This window comes from Microbacterium sp. EB106-03-03-XG65 (genome assembly GCF_058791955.1).
Genome location: NZ_JBYTEB010000002.1, coordinates 171296 through 184620 on the forward strand (window position 1 = coordinate 171296; position 13325 = coordinate 184620).

At 69.3% G+C, this 13325-nt stretch carries 15 protein-coding genes; 4 read left to right on the forward strand and 11 right to left on the reverse strand.

Going from position 1 to position 13325, the window contains the following annotated elements; genetic code table 11:
- Positions 1-4 precede the first annotated feature (4 nt).
- Entirely contained in the window at positions 5-949 is a 945-nt protein-coding gene (locus AC3WS6_RS13990; protein ID WP_492501638.1) for a quinone oxidoreductase family protein, read from the forward strand.
- A 4-nt stretch (positions 950-953) separates the two neighbouring features.
- Here the strand turns inward: AC3WS6_RS13990 and AC3WS6_RS13995 are convergent, their stop codons facing one another.
- The 11 genes from AC3WS6_RS13995 to AC3WS6_RS14045 form a co-directional block, all read right to left on the reverse strand.
- On the reverse strand, positions 954-1238 hold the full coding sequence (locus AC3WS6_RS13995; RefSeq protein ID WP_492501639.1) for a WXG100 family type VII secretion target: 285 nt from the start codon (positions 1236-1238) through the stop codon (positions 954-956).
- Positions 1235-1666 carry a hypothetical protein gene (locus AC3WS6_RS14000; RefSeq protein ID WP_492501640.1) on the reverse strand — a complete coding sequence of 144 codons (432 nt, stop codon included), beginning with the start codon at positions 1664-1666 and terminating at the stop codon, positions 1235-1237. Before AC3WS6_RS14000 ends, AC3WS6_RS13995 begins: the two co-directional genes overlap by 4 nt.
- 50 nt (positions 1667-1716) lie before the next feature.
- A complete protein-coding gene (locus tag AC3WS6_RS14005) occupies positions 1717-2202 on the reverse strand; it encodes a hypothetical protein (protein WP_492501641.1) in 486 nt (161 codons plus the stop codon).
- Positions 2199-3488, reverse strand: a complete 1290-nt coding sequence (locus AC3WS6_RS14010) for a putative T7SS-secreted protein (RefSeq protein WP_492501642.1) — start codon at positions 3486-3488, stop codon at positions 2199-2201. The genes AC3WS6_RS14005 and AC3WS6_RS14010 overlap by 4 nt, the downstream gene beginning before the upstream one ends.
- Entirely contained in the window at positions 3488-3790 is a 303-nt protein-coding gene (locus tag AC3WS6_RS14015) for a hypothetical protein (RefSeq protein ID WP_492501643.1), read from the reverse strand. The genes AC3WS6_RS14010 and AC3WS6_RS14015 overlap by 1 nt, the downstream gene beginning before the upstream one ends.
- Before the next feature lie 103 nt (positions 3791-3893).
- Positions 3894-5024 carry an LLM class flavin-dependent oxidoreductase gene (locus AC3WS6_RS14020; RefSeq protein WP_492501644.1) on the reverse strand — a complete coding sequence of 377 codons (1131 nt, stop codon included), beginning with the start codon at positions 5022-5024 and terminating at the stop codon, positions 3894-3896.
- Between the two features lie 5 nt (positions 5025-5029).
- Positions 5030-5842 carry an ABC transporter ATP-binding protein gene (locus AC3WS6_RS14025; protein ID WP_492501645.1) on the reverse strand — a complete coding sequence of 271 codons (813 nt, stop codon included), beginning with the start codon at positions 5840-5842 and terminating at the stop codon, positions 5030-5032.
- Positions 5839-6750 carry an ATP-binding cassette domain-containing protein gene (locus tag AC3WS6_RS14030; RefSeq protein WP_492501646.1) on the reverse strand — a complete coding sequence of 304 codons (912 nt, stop codon included), beginning with the start codon at positions 6748-6750 and terminating at the stop codon, positions 5839-5841. The genes AC3WS6_RS14025 and AC3WS6_RS14030 overlap by 4 nt, the downstream gene beginning before the upstream one ends.
- A complete protein-coding gene (locus AC3WS6_RS14035) occupies positions 6743-7612 on the reverse strand; it encodes an ABC transporter permease (protein WP_492501647.1) in 870 nt (289 codons plus the stop codon). The genes AC3WS6_RS14030 and AC3WS6_RS14035 overlap by 8 nt, the downstream gene beginning before the upstream one ends.
- Positions 7609-8631: an ABC transporter permease gene (locus tag AC3WS6_RS14040; RefSeq protein ID WP_492501648.1), complete on the reverse strand. Its 1023-nt coding sequence runs from the start codon at positions 8629-8631 to the stop codon at positions 7609-7611. Before AC3WS6_RS14040 ends, AC3WS6_RS14035 begins: the two co-directional genes overlap by 4 nt.
- Positions 8632-8636: 5 nt before the next feature.
- Positions 8637-10157 carry an ABC transporter substrate-binding protein gene (locus tag AC3WS6_RS14045; protein WP_492501649.1) on the reverse strand — a complete coding sequence of 507 codons (1521 nt, stop codon included), beginning with the start codon at positions 10155-10157 and terminating at the stop codon, positions 8637-8639.
- A gap of 117 nt (positions 10158-10274) precedes the next feature.
- Between AC3WS6_RS14045 and AC3WS6_RS14050 the strand changes: the two genes are divergently transcribed.
- The 3 genes from AC3WS6_RS14050 to AC3WS6_RS14060 are packed head-to-tail and all read left to right on the forward strand — an operon-like array spanning position 10275 to position 13316.
- On the forward strand, positions 10275-10958 hold the full coding sequence (locus tag AC3WS6_RS14050; RefSeq protein ID WP_492501650.1) for an alpha/beta hydrolase: 684 nt from the start codon (positions 10275-10277) through the stop codon (positions 10956-10958).
- The gene (locus AC3WS6_RS14055) at positions 10955-12247 is read left to right on the forward strand and encodes an O-acetylhomoserine aminocarboxypropyltransferase/cysteine synthase family protein (RefSeq protein ID WP_492501652.1); all 1293 of its coding nucleotides are present in this window, start codon (positions 10955-10957) and stop codon (positions 12245-12247) included. The genes AC3WS6_RS14050 and AC3WS6_RS14055 overlap by 4 nt, the downstream gene beginning before the upstream one ends.
- 13 nt (positions 12248-12260) lie before the next feature.
- Complete coding sequence (locus tag AC3WS6_RS14060) at positions 12261-13316, forward strand: LLM class flavin-dependent oxidoreductase (RefSeq protein ID WP_492501654.1); 1056 nt, start codon at positions 12261-12263, stop codon at positions 13314-13316.
- The last annotated feature ends 9 nt before the right edge of the window (positions 13317-13325 follow it).

Consider the following 13325-nt stretch of genomic DNA (forward strand, 5'->3'; position numbering starts at 1 on the left):
AGGCATGGCTCGCGCGATCGTCTACACAGAGTTCGGTTCCCCTGATGTGCTGCATGAGATGGAGGTGCCCGACCCGATCGCTCTCGGCGGCGAGGCCGTCGTGCGCATCGAAGCTGCGGGTGTCAACCCCATCGATGCCAAGCTGCGCTCGGCGAAGCGCCCGTCTCCGCCGATCGAGGAACCGCGAACGGTCGGCTTCGACGGCGCGGGCGTGATCGAGTCGCTCGGCGACGACGTCGAGGGCTTCGTAGTGGGCGACCGTGTCGCGATCCGTGACACCGTGGGCACCTACTCGAGCCTGCTCGCGGTGCCGGTCGAGAACATCGTGGCCCTCCCCGACTCGGTGACAGCGGCCGAGGGCGCCGGCATCGGCATTCCCGCCGGCACGGCCTACCAGGTGCTGAAGTCGCTGGGAGTCGAGGCCGGTGACGTGCTGCTCGTGCACGGAGGCTCGGGATCGGTCGGCCAGGCAGCAGTGCAGTTCGCCGTGGCGTGGGGTGCCACGGTGATCGCCACCGCGAGCCCTGCGCGCCATGAGCAGCTGCGGGAACTCGGCGCGATCCCGGTCGCCTATGGCGAGGGACTGCTCGAGCGCGTGCGAGAGGCTGCTCCCGACGGTGTGACGGTGGCACTCGACTGTGCCGGCACCGACGAGGCCATCGAGGTGTCGCTCGCGCTCGTCGCCGACCGCGACCGCATCGCCACCATCGTGCGCGGGCCGGACGCCGCATCCTTCGGCATCCGGGCGTTCTCGGGCGGGGCACCGCAGCCCCTCACCGAGCAGGAGCTGGCGTGGCGGGCCGAGGCCCTCGGCGCGACCGTCGATCTGCTGGCGGCCGGCGACTTCACCATCGAGCTCGGCCCCGAGCTCCCCCTCACCGAGGCGGCACGGGCTCATGAGCTGGTGGAGTCCGGCTCCGCCGCGGGCAAGATCGTCTTGATCCCGTAACGCCTCAGGACCAGATGCGGGCGGCTGTGTCTGCTGTCGCCATCGAGATCGAGTTCGCGGTGATCAGGCGGCGGGTGGCTTCGGCAAGCGCCGCTTTCAGTTTCGCGAGCGCTGCAGACCAGTCCTGCTGAGCGCGGTCGTAGGCGCGGCGTGCCTCGCCGTTCCAGGCGGAGTCCAGCCTCGCGACCTCAGAATCGAGGGTGGCGAGTTCGTGCTCGACGGCTTTCACCGCGAGCGCGAGCTGCGCGATCGTCTCCGCGACGGCGTCGTGGCGGACCGAGACCCTCATCGCAGCTCCGAGAGTTCTCGCGAGAGATCCAGCTCTCGAAGCACGTAGGGCTGCGAGACGGACTCCGTGAGGTAGAACATGTAGAAGATCGCCGCGGCCTCGTCGGCGTTGAAGATCTCGTTCGAGAACACCCGAATCGCGCGGTCGTCGCTCATCGGGACGAGGGTGGTCGTGCCGTCGGCGGGCTCGGGTCTGCCGACCGTGTATAGATGGGTCTCGCCGTCAGGGTCAGCGAACCGCACCTCGACAGTCATCGCGTCAGCCGAGCCCGCGGCCTGGATGAACGAATCGTTCGCGGGTTCGCGGAAGCCGTCGATGGCGGTCGGGTCAGCACCGCGCCAGATCTCGTATGTGTAGTCCGTGCGTGCGTCCAACCACTCGAGCGTGCGTCGCAGTCGATCGGGGATCGAGAGGTGTTCGTCTGCCAACCAACCGATTCGGCCGTCATTCGCCGCCTGGACAAAAGGTCCGTAGAGCGTCATCTTTCCTCCGAGAGTTCGTGTGAGAGATCCAGCTCGCGAAGCACATAGGGCTGCGAGACGGCGTCGGTGAGGTAGTAGGTGTAGAAGATCACCGCGGCTTCGTCGGCCGTGAAGATCTCGTTGGAGAACACGCGAACCGCGCGGTCGTGGCTGATCGGGATGAGGGTGGTCGAGGCGTCTGCGGGCTCGGGCCTGCCGACCGTGTACAGGTGGCTCTCCCCATCGGATGCGACCAGTCCCACTTCGATGGTCAAGGCGTCAGCCGATCCTCCGGCCTGCATGAAGGAATCTCCCATGTCAACGCGCGTGACGAATCCCTTGGCGGGATCACTCGCCCTCCAGATGATGTACGTGAACCTTTCTGCGCCGTCCAAAAGGCCCAGCTTGAACCGCAACTCGTCGGGAATCGGACGATACCCGTCCGTGACGAAACCGAACAGGTCGGACGGCGACTTCTGGGCGTGGGTTGGCTTGAAACTCATGGGACCACCTCGATATCTACTCGCGTGACGACGATGTCCTCGCCGTCGAGTCTTCCGCGCGCCGGCGTTCCTGACCTGACGGCGTCGTCGAATTGCTTCTGCGTGTTGTTTGGCCCATACCGGTTGATCGCATCGCCGGACTTCACCTCAATTCCAGTGTAGGTATTCGGACCATCGTCGTTCTTGACCAGCCCGTCGTACGTTCGTCCGTTCTGCGGAGATCCCTCGAAGTCGACTTTCGCCTTCGTGCGGATCACAGTCTGACCGGTGTCGTTCGCGTACTTGTCGAGCCCGATCCGCTCGCTATCGACCCACGACGGGTCCTTCTGCCCTTTCGCGAAGTGACCGAGGTAGTCGCGCCCGTCACCGCGATCCAGACCCTTGATCCGGTCCCCCACCGCGTGGCTCTCGGCGGACCAGCGTCCCGCGGCGTCGCCGATCATCGCCGCACCGGCGCCCGCGACGCCGACCCCCGCGACGACGAGGGCGGGTGCTCCCGCGAGGGCGCCTGCGCCGGTCACGGTGAGTCCGCCACCCCCGACGGCGAGTCCGGCACCGCCGATAAACGTCGCAGCGCCGCCCAGGAGCTCGAGGATGATGTCGGGATGCTCCCACAGCGTCTGTGCCGAGACCGCGAGCAGGTGCATCGTCGCCTGGAAGGGCTGCACGACGGCGAGGTCGACGATCGCCTCCGTCACGACATGCTGGGCCTGCGCCGCTGATTCCGCGTCGGTCAGCGGCATACGTGCCGCATCCGCCGCCTCGTCCAACCGGATCGCGCAGTCGCGCGCGAAGACCTCGAGAGTCGCCCGCGCGTTGAACAGCACCTCCCGCGCCTCGTCGTGGGCCGCACCCGAAGGATCGACGAAGGGCAGATCGACGTCCGGATGCCGCAGCCCCTGCCCGACGCGCAGTTCCTGCACGTGCGCACGGTGGGCGCTCAGCGCCGCAGCGGACTGCTGCTCCGCCTCGTTCCACAGGGTGATCGCGCGGTCGGCCTCATCCTGCGCCCACTGCAGCGCGTCGGCCCAGGTGAACAGCGCGCTCGCTCCCGCCCGCAGCCACTCCCCCGCATGTTTCCAGTGCAGCAGCTGTCGCTCGAAGCGCTCGAGGTACGCGTCGTAGGCCGCACCTTTCCAGGTGCCGTCGTCGTCGAGCGTGACGAGGTCGTCTCGCACACGACTCGTCTCGGCGCCGACAGCCTTCCACTCCTCGGCCCTGGCTCTGACATCGGAGACGGACCCCGGCACGAGCTCGACCGCCGACTGGGTCTGCCCGAGCTCCATCAGTCGTCCCAGATGAGGGCGTCGACCTCGGCCTTCGCCGCATCGGTACCCTCATCGAAGACTCGTGCTGTCGTGCGCAGCCTGTCGGCGAAGTCTTCGGAGTCGGTCACGCGAGCGGACAGTCCGTCTGACCAGGCGGTGCCGAAACCCGCCGCCGCGTCGATCACCCACTCGTGCCCGGCATCACGGGGCGCCGCCACCGCCGTCGACCCGAGCTCCCCGACGAGACGAGCCACCTTCGACGCCATGGCGCGAAGCACGTCGGTGTCGACGTCGTAGAGGGTCGAGCTGGCTGTAGACATGCGTCGACGTTAGCAAGCGTAACGTCGTCATATGACTACGTATAGGAGGTATTCCGATACTCTCGCTTGCCGCCGAACGTCGACCGCGGAGTGCGAGGGTCGCTCAGGCGACCTTCTCGGCGTCCTCCTCCGCGCGCGCCTCGTCGCGCAGCCGCGCCCCCTCGCGCAGAGCGGGCACGAGTTCTGCGCCCCAATCGCGCACATCACCCAGCGGGTCGAAGCCGCGGATCAGGAACCGGGTCACGCCGAGGTCGTAATACTTGAGCAGCGCCTCGGCCACCTGCTGCGGTGTGCCGACCGGAGCCGTCGAGTTGCCTGCAGGACCGGTCAATCTCGTGATTCCGAGCCAGAGCCGCTCGTCGTGCACGTCGCCGCGACGGGCGGCCTGCTGCAGCCGATCGGCCGAGACCGGCACCGGCTCCTGCCGCTCGGGCCTGGCGAACGTCAACGGGTTGCCTGATCCGCTGCGGGCGATCACGGCCTCGGTCTCGGCGTAGATGCGGTCGGCCTTCTCCCACGCCTCGGCTTCGGTCGCTGCGATGATCGGCCTGGTCGACAGGCTGAACTCGACGGTGCGCCCCTCGCGCGCGGCCGCGGCGCGGATCGTGCGGATGTTCTCGGCGACATCGGCCAGAGGCTCGCCGAACAGCATGTAGACGTCAGCCGCCTTGGCGCCCACCTCGACGGCGCCCTCCGACAGGCCGCCGAAGAACACCGGGATCCCCTCGTCGGTCGCAGGCTTCACGGCCGAGAAAGCCCCCTCGACCCGATAGAAGTCTCCGTGATAGTCGAACGGTTCGTCGGACGTGAGCGTACGCCGCAGCACGTCGATGAACTCACCGGTGCGGCGATAGCGATCGGACTTCTCGCTGAAGTCGCCGTCTCTGCGCTGATCGGCCTCGCTGCCGCCGCTGATGTGGTGGATCGCGACGCGGCCCCCTCCGGTGAGGTGGTCGAGGGTGGCGAGCTTACGCGCGACGATCGTCGGCGCGACGAACCCCGGCCGGTGCGCGATGAGCACCTTCAGCCGCTCGGTCGAGTGCAGCGCGGCGGCGGCGACAGCGAAGCCGTCAGGCGAGCTGGCGCTGTAGCCGATCAGCACGCGGTCGAACCCGGACTCTTCGTGTGCGCGGGAGAACTCGCGCACGTAATCCGCGTCGACGGGCGGCCCGTCGACGCCCTTCGACTCCGATCCGGGGGTCGTGGCGATCATTCCGAGCAGTTCGATGGGCATGTGCGTCAGCTCCTGAGGGGGACGGGCGACGGGCGATTCGCCCGGGGCGTGTGGATGAGGGGGACCGAGTCGATGAGCAGTCGGGTGTAAGGGTGCTCGGGCTGCGAGATCACCTGACGCGTGGGGCCGTCTTCGACGATGCGACCGCGGTCGAGCACGATCAGCCGATCGCTCATGGCGGCGAGCGAGCCGATGTCGTGCGAGATCACCAGCATGGCCAGGTCGGATCCGCGGGCATCGCGCAGCGCGATGAGCGCCTGCACGACGCGATCGCGGCTGGCCGCGTCGAGAGCGCTGACGGGCTCGTCGAGCAGCAGCAGCCGGGGTTCGACGACGAGGGCGCGCGCGATCGCCGCGCGCTGACGCTGTCCCCCTGACAGACCGGCCGGAAGCCGCGAGATGAGCTCCTCGTCGAGACCGACGGCCGCGAGCGCCTCGGCGCGACGACGCGCGGCATCGGCGGCGGGCACACCGGCGATGCGGAGCCCCTCCACGATCGAATCCGCGACGCGCACGCCGGGGTCGAGCGAGCGCAGCGGGTCCTGGAAGACGTACTGCACCGCCCCGCCGCGTCGCCAGGCCCGCAGCGCACCGCCGCGCAGACGCGTGACATCGCGGCCGTCGACGAGCAGACGGGCACCCGGGGCGGCGTCGACCGCACGCAGCACGGCCTTGGCGAGCGTGGTCTTGCCCGAGCCGGATTCACCGACGACGCCGACGACCTCGCCGGGGCGCACGGTGAGCGACAGGCGATCGAGCACGCGCACCCGGCTGTAGTCGACCGAAAGGTTCTCGAGTTCGAGGATCGGAGCCGTCATGCGAGGAACCTCTCGAGTCCGTATGCCGCGTGTGCACTGAGGAGCTCCCGCGTATAGGGGTGCGCGGGGGCGCGGAGAACGCGCGATGTCGCCCCCGCCTCGACGACCCGTCCGTCGCGGAAGACCTGCACGCGCTCGCACACCTGCGCGACGACCGCCAGGTCGTGCGAGACCAGGATGAGCGCGAGGTCGCGCTCTCTGCGCAGACGCGCGAGCAGCTCGAGCAACTCGGCCTGCACGGTGACGTCGAGCGCCGTCGTCGCCTCGTCGGCGATCAGCACAGCAGGGTCCGCGGCGAGCGCCATGGCGATGAGCACCCGCTGCAGCATCCCGCCCGACAGCTGCGATACCCGCTGGCGCAGCACCAGGTCGACCCGACGGATGCCGAGGTCGTCGAGCAGCTCACGAGCGCGTTCCCTGGCCTGGCGCCGGGGAAGCCTCGCCGTCACGCGCAGAGTCTCCTCGAGCTGCGCGCCGACGGGGATCGCGGGGTTGAGATACGACGCCGGGTCCTGGAAGACCGCGGCGATATGCGTGCCACGCACCCGCCGCCAGGCCGGCTCAGAGGCGGTCGTGAGGTCGACGCCGTCGACCTGCACGGTGCCGCCCGTGACCTCGAGACCCGCAGGCAGGATGCCGAGCAGTGCGCGGCAGGTGAGGGTCTTGCCGCTTCCGCTCTCCCCCACGATGCCGAGCGCCTCTCCTGGGCGCACCGAGACCGAGACGCCCCGCACGAGCTCCGTCCCGTCGGCTGCGGCGATCACGAGATCGCTGACCGCCGCCGTCGCGGGGCGTGCGAGCGAGCCCTCGTCGAACGAGGGCGGCAGCGGCCCACCGAGCCACACAGGCGCGGCCGGCGCAGCATCCGCCCTCTCGCTCGTCCCGATGATCGACCGGGTGTCAGACATGAGCCACCGCCTTCCGCGCGATCGGGGCGTCCGCACCGAGCACATCGCGTGCGGCATCCGCGACCAGATTGAGAGCGCCGACCGTGACGATGATCGCGAGGGCGGGAGCGAGCGGACCCCACGGGCGCTGGCCGAGGTATCCGAGATCGCTCGAGAGCATCCCACCCCACGTCGGTGCCGGCGGCTGCACCCCGATTCCCAGGAAGGTGAGCGACGCGACGGCCAGAAGCGCGCCGCCGAGTGCCGAGACCGTCGCGACCACGAGGTTGGGGGCGACCTGACGCCAGACGTGGCGCCGCAGGATCCACCACGCCGACGCGCCGAGATAGCTCGCCGCGTCGATGTACTGCGAATCGCGCACTCTCAGGGTCGCGGCACGGGAGATGCGGAAGAATCCGGGAGCGACCAGGATGCCGATCGCAAGGGTGGCCTGCACGAGACCGTTGCCGAGCAGCGCCGCGAATACGATCGCGAACAGGATGAAGGGCAGCGCGAGGAGCGCGTCGACGATCCGCAGAGAGAACCACTCGGCGAACCTCGGCACGAAGGCGCTGATGGCTCCGGGCACCGCGCCGAGCACGAGACCGATGAACGCTGCGGCGACGGCGCTGATGAGCGAGGCCGGCGCCCCGGCGAACAGCCGCGAGAGCACGTCTCGGCCGAGATAGTCGGTACCCAGGAGGTGCGCGAGGCTCGGCTCCTGCAGCGCGTCCGAGGCGTTCTGCGCCAGCGGATCCTGCGGAGCGAGAGCAGGCCCCGCGACCGCGAGCAGCGCCACGCCGACCAGCACGAGCAGCGCGAGTCTGACGCTCCAGCCGGCTCGCCAGAGGCGTGCGGGGGTCGACGATGCGATGACGCTCATGCGGCGCTCCTCTCTGTTCCGCCGGTGCGCGAGATGACGAGGTTGAGCACGGCGCCGATGATCACGATCATCGCGATCGTCACGAGCAGCACGCCCTGCACGACGGGCACGTCTCCCTGCAGGGCGGCGCGATTGGCGAGCTGTCCGAGGCCGGGCATGCCGAAGATCACCTCGGTGATCACCGCCCCACCGACCAGACGCGGGGCGTGCACGCCGAGGGTCGACAGCGCAGGGCCGGAGGCGATGGGCAGCGCATGACGGAACACGATGCGCTGCGGGCCGAGGCCGTGCACCCGCGCACCGATGATGAAGTTCTCTCTCAGCGTGCCGACGAGCGAGGTGCGCAGCTGCCTGGCGATGTCGGCGCCCGCATCGAGGCTGAGCGCGACCGACGGGAGCACGAGGCACAGGAGCCAGGCGCTGATGCTCTTGTCCGGCGGGGTGTATCCCGCCACCGGGAAGATCGGGATCGCGTAGGAGAAGAGCAGGATGAGCCCGATCGCCGCGACGAACGCGGGCACCGTGGCGGCGATCGTGCTGAGGGCGGTGACCACCCTGTCGACCACCCCTCCCCTGTTCACCGCGGCGAGCACGCCGCCGGAGAACCCGAAGACCAGGGCGAACAGCATCGCCCCCGCGGCGATCGACAGACTCACCGGAAACGCCTGGACGATGCTGTCGACGACCGGGATCGTCGTGAACCACGACGATCCGAGATCACCCGTGACGGCGCCCGAGATCCAGTCGAGGTATCGCACGAGGAACGGACGATCGAGCCCGAACTGATGGTTCAGCCGGTCGATGTCCTCCTGCGTCGCGACTTCGCCGAGCGCGACCGCCGCGGGATTCGACCCGCTCGCGGTCCCGAGGGCGAACGTCACGAAGGTGGCGAGGATGAAGACCGTGACCGCCGTGATCAGGGTCGCGAGGACTCCGCGCAGCGCGGGCCACGCGCTGCGCGTGACGTCTGCGCCTTCGAGGTCGGGCGCGGAGCGCGCCGCGGCGGTAACGGTCGACATCGGACTCAGCCCTCGACCTTGACGTCTTCCCAACGCTGCACGTCGAGCCAGTGCTGGATGCCCGTGACCTTCTCGGGGTGCACGAGGATCCGCGGCCAGCTGAAGAGGAACGTGTTCGGCTGCAGCTCCACACCGATCTCGACCGCATCCTGGATCTTCTCGGCATAGTCTTCGGCGTCGGTCGGCGTGGCACGTGCCGCATCGATCGCCTCGGTGAGCTCGGGCGGCGTCTGACGGCCCAGATTCATGAGCCCCTCGGCGCCGTAGAGCACTTCGAGTCCCTGCAGCGGTGACTGTCGGCCCGAGTAGCTGTCGAGCACGAACGGCAGCGTGCGCTGCACGTAGTTCTGGGCGACCGCCGCGGCGGGCAGCACGTTCAGGGTCACGTCGATGCCCGCTTCAGCCCACTGCGCCTGCAGCACCTCGGCGAGCGCCGTGTCGTCCTCGGTCAGCGAGAGCGTGATCTCGAGCCCGTCCGGATGCCCGGCATCGGCGAGGAGCTGCTTCGCGGCGTCCACGTCGTGAGGGTACAGATCGTCGAGCTCGGGGCTGTGCGCGACGTATCCCTCGGGGAACGGCTGCCAGTTCGGCGTGCCCTGTCCGAAGTACGCGGCGTCGATCAGCGCCTCACGGTCGGTGGCGTGGCTGATCGCCTGGAGCACGCGCTGATCATCGAACGGCGCGACCGTGCTGTTGACGTCGAGGGCACGCACGGTCAGTGCGCGGATCGTCTCGACCTCGAGACCGGCGGTCTCGGCGCCCTCGACCTGGGCGGGCGGAACCTGCGCGACGTCCCACTGCCCCGAGCTCACACCCGCGACGACTGTGGCGGGGTCCGTGACGGGCACGATCGAGAAGTCGTCGATGAAGATGTGGTCGGCGTTCCAGTAGTCCTCGTTCTTCTCGAGGTCGGCGTGCGCGTTGGGCACGTACTCGGTGAGAGCGAAAGGACCCGATCCCTCGGGCTGGGTGGCCAGGGTCGTCACATCGTCGAACGCGGCCGGGTTCACGATGAAGCCGGTCTTGCCGGCGAACAGGTACGGCACCTGGTAGTCGGCCTGATCGAGGTGCACCGTGACGGTGCGTTCGTCGATCACGTCGATGCCGACGACGATCCGCAGCTGGCCGGCGAGAGTGGAGTTCTCCTGGTCGCGACCGCGTTCGATGCTCTGCTTCACGGCGTCGGCCGTGACGGGCGTGCCGTCGGTGAACTCGGCGTCCTCGCGCAGGTGGAACGTGATCGATGTTCCCTCGGCGTTGTATTCCCAGCTCTCGGCGAGCCCGGGAACGACCTCACCCTCCGTGTCGAGCTGCGTCAGCCCGTCGTACACGAGCGCGAGCGCGTGAGTGTCCCACCCGGCCGTCGACGTCACCGGATCCCAACTCGTGGGCAGGGCCCAGCCCCAGGTCAGCGAGGTCGTGCCTGTCGACTCGGACGGGGCGGCGGTCGCGCCGGCGCATCCGGCGAGCGCGAGGGTCGCAGCCGTCGCGGCAGAGAAGAGGGCAAGTCGGGATCGGCGGGTCATGCAGCGAAAGTATGAGGACCCGGCACGGGCCACAATCTCGGCGAAGCGAAGGGTCACGAAGCGCAACACTGCGAAATATCGCGCAACGGGGCGGCAGCCGACAAGAGGATGGAACGCATGACCACGACCTCCCCTGCAGCCTGGGCACCGCCCGCCCGCGTTCGCGGCACTCTCGCCGTCGTCGCCGGCCGCGGCGAGCGCGCGGGCGTGTACGAGCGCTTCGGCCGTCGACTGAGCTTCGACGGCTACACCGTCGCCGTCTTCGAGGGCGACGCCGCGACCGCGGCCGAGTGGCTCTCCGAGGCCGCAGACACTCCGCGAGTTCTCATCGGGGCGGATGCCGGAGCATCCGCGGTCCTCCGACTCGCGGCCCAGGGAGCGACCGTCGACGCGGTGGTCGTCTCCGGGACGCTGGTGGATGCCGAGCTCGAGCTGCCCGCCGCGGAAGAGCGCACGGCATGCCCCCTGCATCTCGGAGTGCTGGCCGCCGAGACATCGACCGATGTGACTGCGGCCGAGCCGCTCCCCGCCCCCGCCGATCTCGCGGCGATCGAGGTTCCCGTGCTCGCCGTGCACGGCGGCGCCGACACCGTCTCGCCCCTCGCCGATGTGCTCGACGCGCTCCGCGCCGTTCCCGACCTCGAGATCGTCGAGACCGTCGACGGACTCCATGACGCGCTCAACGATCAGTCGCACCGCAGCGTCGCCGCCTCGCTCGTGCAGTGGCTCGAGCGGCTGCGCGGCGGCGATGTGCACGCGGCGATCGTCCGTGTGCGCGAATCCGTGCGGGCGACCTCATGACGGAGTTCTCGACACGGCAGATCCAGGCAGGCTACGTTCCCGGCATTCCGCAGAACAGCGCCGTCCCCCCGATCTATCAGACCGCCGCCTACGAGTTCGCCTCGCTCGCCGACGCCGCCGACCTGTTCGCGCTGCGCACCGCGGGCAACCTGTACAGCCGCAACGCGAGCCCGACCCAGCAGGTGCTCGAGGAGCGTGTCGCCGCGCTCGAGGGCGGGGTGTCGGCGGTGGCGGTCGCATCGGGGCAGGCGGCGGTCGCCGTCACTCTGCTCGCGCTCGTGGGCCGGGGTGGGCACATCGTCGCCGCGACCCAGCTCTACGGCGGCACGGTCGACCTGCTGCAGGAGACCTTCGACGACTTCGGCATCCCGGTCACCTTCGTCGATCAGGACGACCCGGACGCCTGGCGAGCGGCGATCCGCCCCGAGACGCGGGTGCTGTTCGCCGAGTCCATCGCGAACCCGATCGCGCAGGTCCTCGACATCCGCACCGTGGCAGACATCGCGCACGAAGCCGGGGTCCCGCTGGTGATCGACAACACCGTGGGCACCCCGTATCTGGTGCGTCCCGGCGAGCACGGCGCCGACTTCGTGGTGCATTCGGCGACCAAGTTCCTGAGCGGCCACGGCACATCCCTGGGTGGTGTCGTGGTCGATCAGGGGACCTTCGACTTCGGTCGCGAACCGGCGCGCTGGCCGCACTTCACCGAGCCGTACGCGCGTGTCGGCGACTTCACCCTGTGGGAGCGCTTCGGGATCGGGCAGGCGTTCGCGGCGCTGGTGAAGTCGAAGTACGTGCACGATCTCGGCCCTTCGCTGTCTCCCTTCAACGCCTGGCAGATCCTGCAGGGGATCGAGACGCTCGACCTGCGCGTGGCGCGCCAGAGTGCGACGGCCCTGCAGCTGGCGCGGTATCTGGCGCAGCATCCGGCCGTCGCGGCGGTCCACCATCCCGGGCTCGAGGGCAACGCCTGGCATCCCGTCGCCCAGCGCTACCTGCCCCGCGGCGGCCCCTCGGTGTTCTCGTTCGACCTCGCAGTGCCGCTCGACGCCGAGACGCAGGGCAGTGTCGCGCGCGTGATCGACTCCCTGCGGGTGATCCGCCTGGTGGCCAACATCGGCGACGCACGCAGCCTCGTGAACCACCCCGCGTCGATGACCCACTCCCATCTCACGGCCGAGCAGCGGGCCGCAGCCGGCATCTCGCTCACGACGATCCGGCTCTCGGCAGGCCTCGAAGACGCCGCGGACCTCATCGCCGACCTCGACGCCGCGTTGTCGCGCGTCTGAAGCAAGGAGCATCATGGCAATCGATCTCGGATACTGGACGCCCGTGTACGGCGGATTCCTGCGCAACGTCGCCGACGAGGGCCGGATGGCCGCGACCTGGGACTACATCCGCGAGGTCTCGGTGAAGGCTGACCGTCTCGGATTCCACACGACCCTCGTACCCGAGCTCTACCTCAACGACCGCAAGGGAATCGAGGCGCCGAGCCTCGAAGCGTGGTCGCTCTCGTCCGCGATCCTCGCGGTCACCGAGCGACTGCGCGTGATGACCGCGGTGCGGCCCGGTTTCCACCTGCCCGCCGTGCTGGCGAAGACCGTCGGCACGCTCGATCAGATCGCCCCCGGCCGTGTGGCGCTCAACGTCGTCGCGGCGTGGTGGGCCGAGGAGGCCGCGCAGTTCGGCGGTCGGTTCACGACACACGACGAGCGTTACGTGCAGGCGCAGGAGTTCGTCGAGGTCCTGAACGGGCTGTGGCAGAACACGCCGTTCTCGTTCGACGGGTCGCACTACTCCCTCGAGGGCACGATCGTCGAACCCAAGCCGTCGACGCATCCGGTGATCTTCGCGGGCGGCGAGAGCGAGGCGGGCCGCGAGTCGATCGCCGGCTTCGCCGATGCGTATGTGATGCATGGCGGGACACTCGACGAAGTGCGGGCGAACGTCGCCGACATGAACGCCCGCTCGGAACGGCTGCACGGCCGACCCGTCGCCGAGTTCGGAATGCCCGCGTACGTGATCGTCCGCGACACGGAAGCCGAGGCCCTGCGCGAACTCGACCGCATCACGACCGTCGACCCCGACTCGCCCGGATATGCGTCGTTCGAGCAGTTCCAGCGCAACTCCCAGCTGTCGCTCGAGCTCACGCGGCGCGAGTACTCGGTCGGCACGAGGGGCCTTCGTCCGAACCTCGTCGGCACGGCCGAACAGGTCGCCGAACGCATCCAGGAGTACGCGGATGCCGGCATCACCCTGCTGCTGATCCAGTCGTCGCCGCTGGATGAGGAACTCGAGCGGATCGCCGCGCAGGTCTTCCCGCTCGTGCCGCAGCGTACTCTGGAGACCGTCGGCTGACCGCGCGGT

What these genes read in the sequence shown, in the direction of transcription:
- AC3WS6_RS14060 (WP_492501654.1), top strand. Translation starts at nt 12,261, where the DNA reads ATGGCAATCGATCTCGGATACTGGACGCCCGTGTACGGCGGATTCCTG.
- AC3WS6_RS14030 (WP_492501646.1), bottom strand. Translation starts at nt 6,750, where the DNA reads ATGTCTGACACCCGGTCGATCATCGGGACGAGCGAGAGGGCGGATGCT.
- AC3WS6_RS14025 (WP_492501645.1), bottom strand. Translation starts at nt 5,842, where the DNA reads ATGACGGCTCCGATCCTCGAACTCGAGAACCTTTCGGTCGACTACAGC.
- AC3WS6_RS14020 (WP_492501644.1), bottom strand. Translation starts at nt 5,024, where the DNA reads ATGCCCATCGAACTGCTCGGAATGATCGCCACGACCCCCGGATCGGAG.
- AC3WS6_RS14015 (WP_492501643.1), bottom strand. Translation starts at nt 3,790, where the DNA reads ATGTCTACAGCCAGCTCGACCCTCTACGACGTCGACACCGACGTGCTT.
- AC3WS6_RS14005 (WP_492501641.1), bottom strand. Translation starts at nt 2,202, where the DNA reads ATGAGTTTCAAGCCAACCCACGCCCAGAAGTCGCCGTCCGACCTGTTC.
- AC3WS6_RS13990 (WP_492501638.1), top strand. Translation starts at nt 5, where the DNA reads ATGGCTCGCGCGATCGTCTACACAGAGTTCGGTTCCCCTGATGTGCTG.
- AC3WS6_RS14035 (WP_492501647.1), bottom strand. Translation starts at nt 7,612, where the DNA reads ATGAGCGTCATCGCATCGTCGACCCCCGCACGCCTCTGGCGAGCCGGC.
- AC3WS6_RS14055 (WP_492501652.1), top strand. Translation starts at nt 10,955, where the DNA reads ATGACGGAGTTCTCGACACGGCAGATCCAGGCAGGCTACGTTCCCGGC.
- AC3WS6_RS14010 (WP_492501642.1), bottom strand. Translation starts at nt 3,488, where the DNA reads ATGGAGCTCGGGCAGACCCAGTCGGCGGTCGAGCTCGTGCCGGGGTCC.
- AC3WS6_RS13995 (WP_492501639.1), bottom strand. Translation starts at nt 1,238, where the DNA reads ATGAGGGTCTCGGTCCGCCACGACGCCGTCGCGGAGACGATCGCGCAG.
- AC3WS6_RS14050 (WP_492501650.1), top strand. Translation starts at nt 10,275, where the DNA reads ATGACCACGACCTCCCCTGCAGCCTGGGCACCGCCCGCCCGCGTTCGC.
- AC3WS6_RS14045 (WP_492501649.1), bottom strand. Translation starts at nt 10,157, where the DNA reads ATGACCCGCCGATCCCGACTTGCCCTCTTCTCTGCCGCGACGGCTGCG.
- AC3WS6_RS14040 (WP_492501648.1), bottom strand. Translation starts at nt 8,631, where the DNA reads ATGTCGACCGTTACCGCCGCGGCGCGCTCCGCGCCCGACCTCGAAGGC.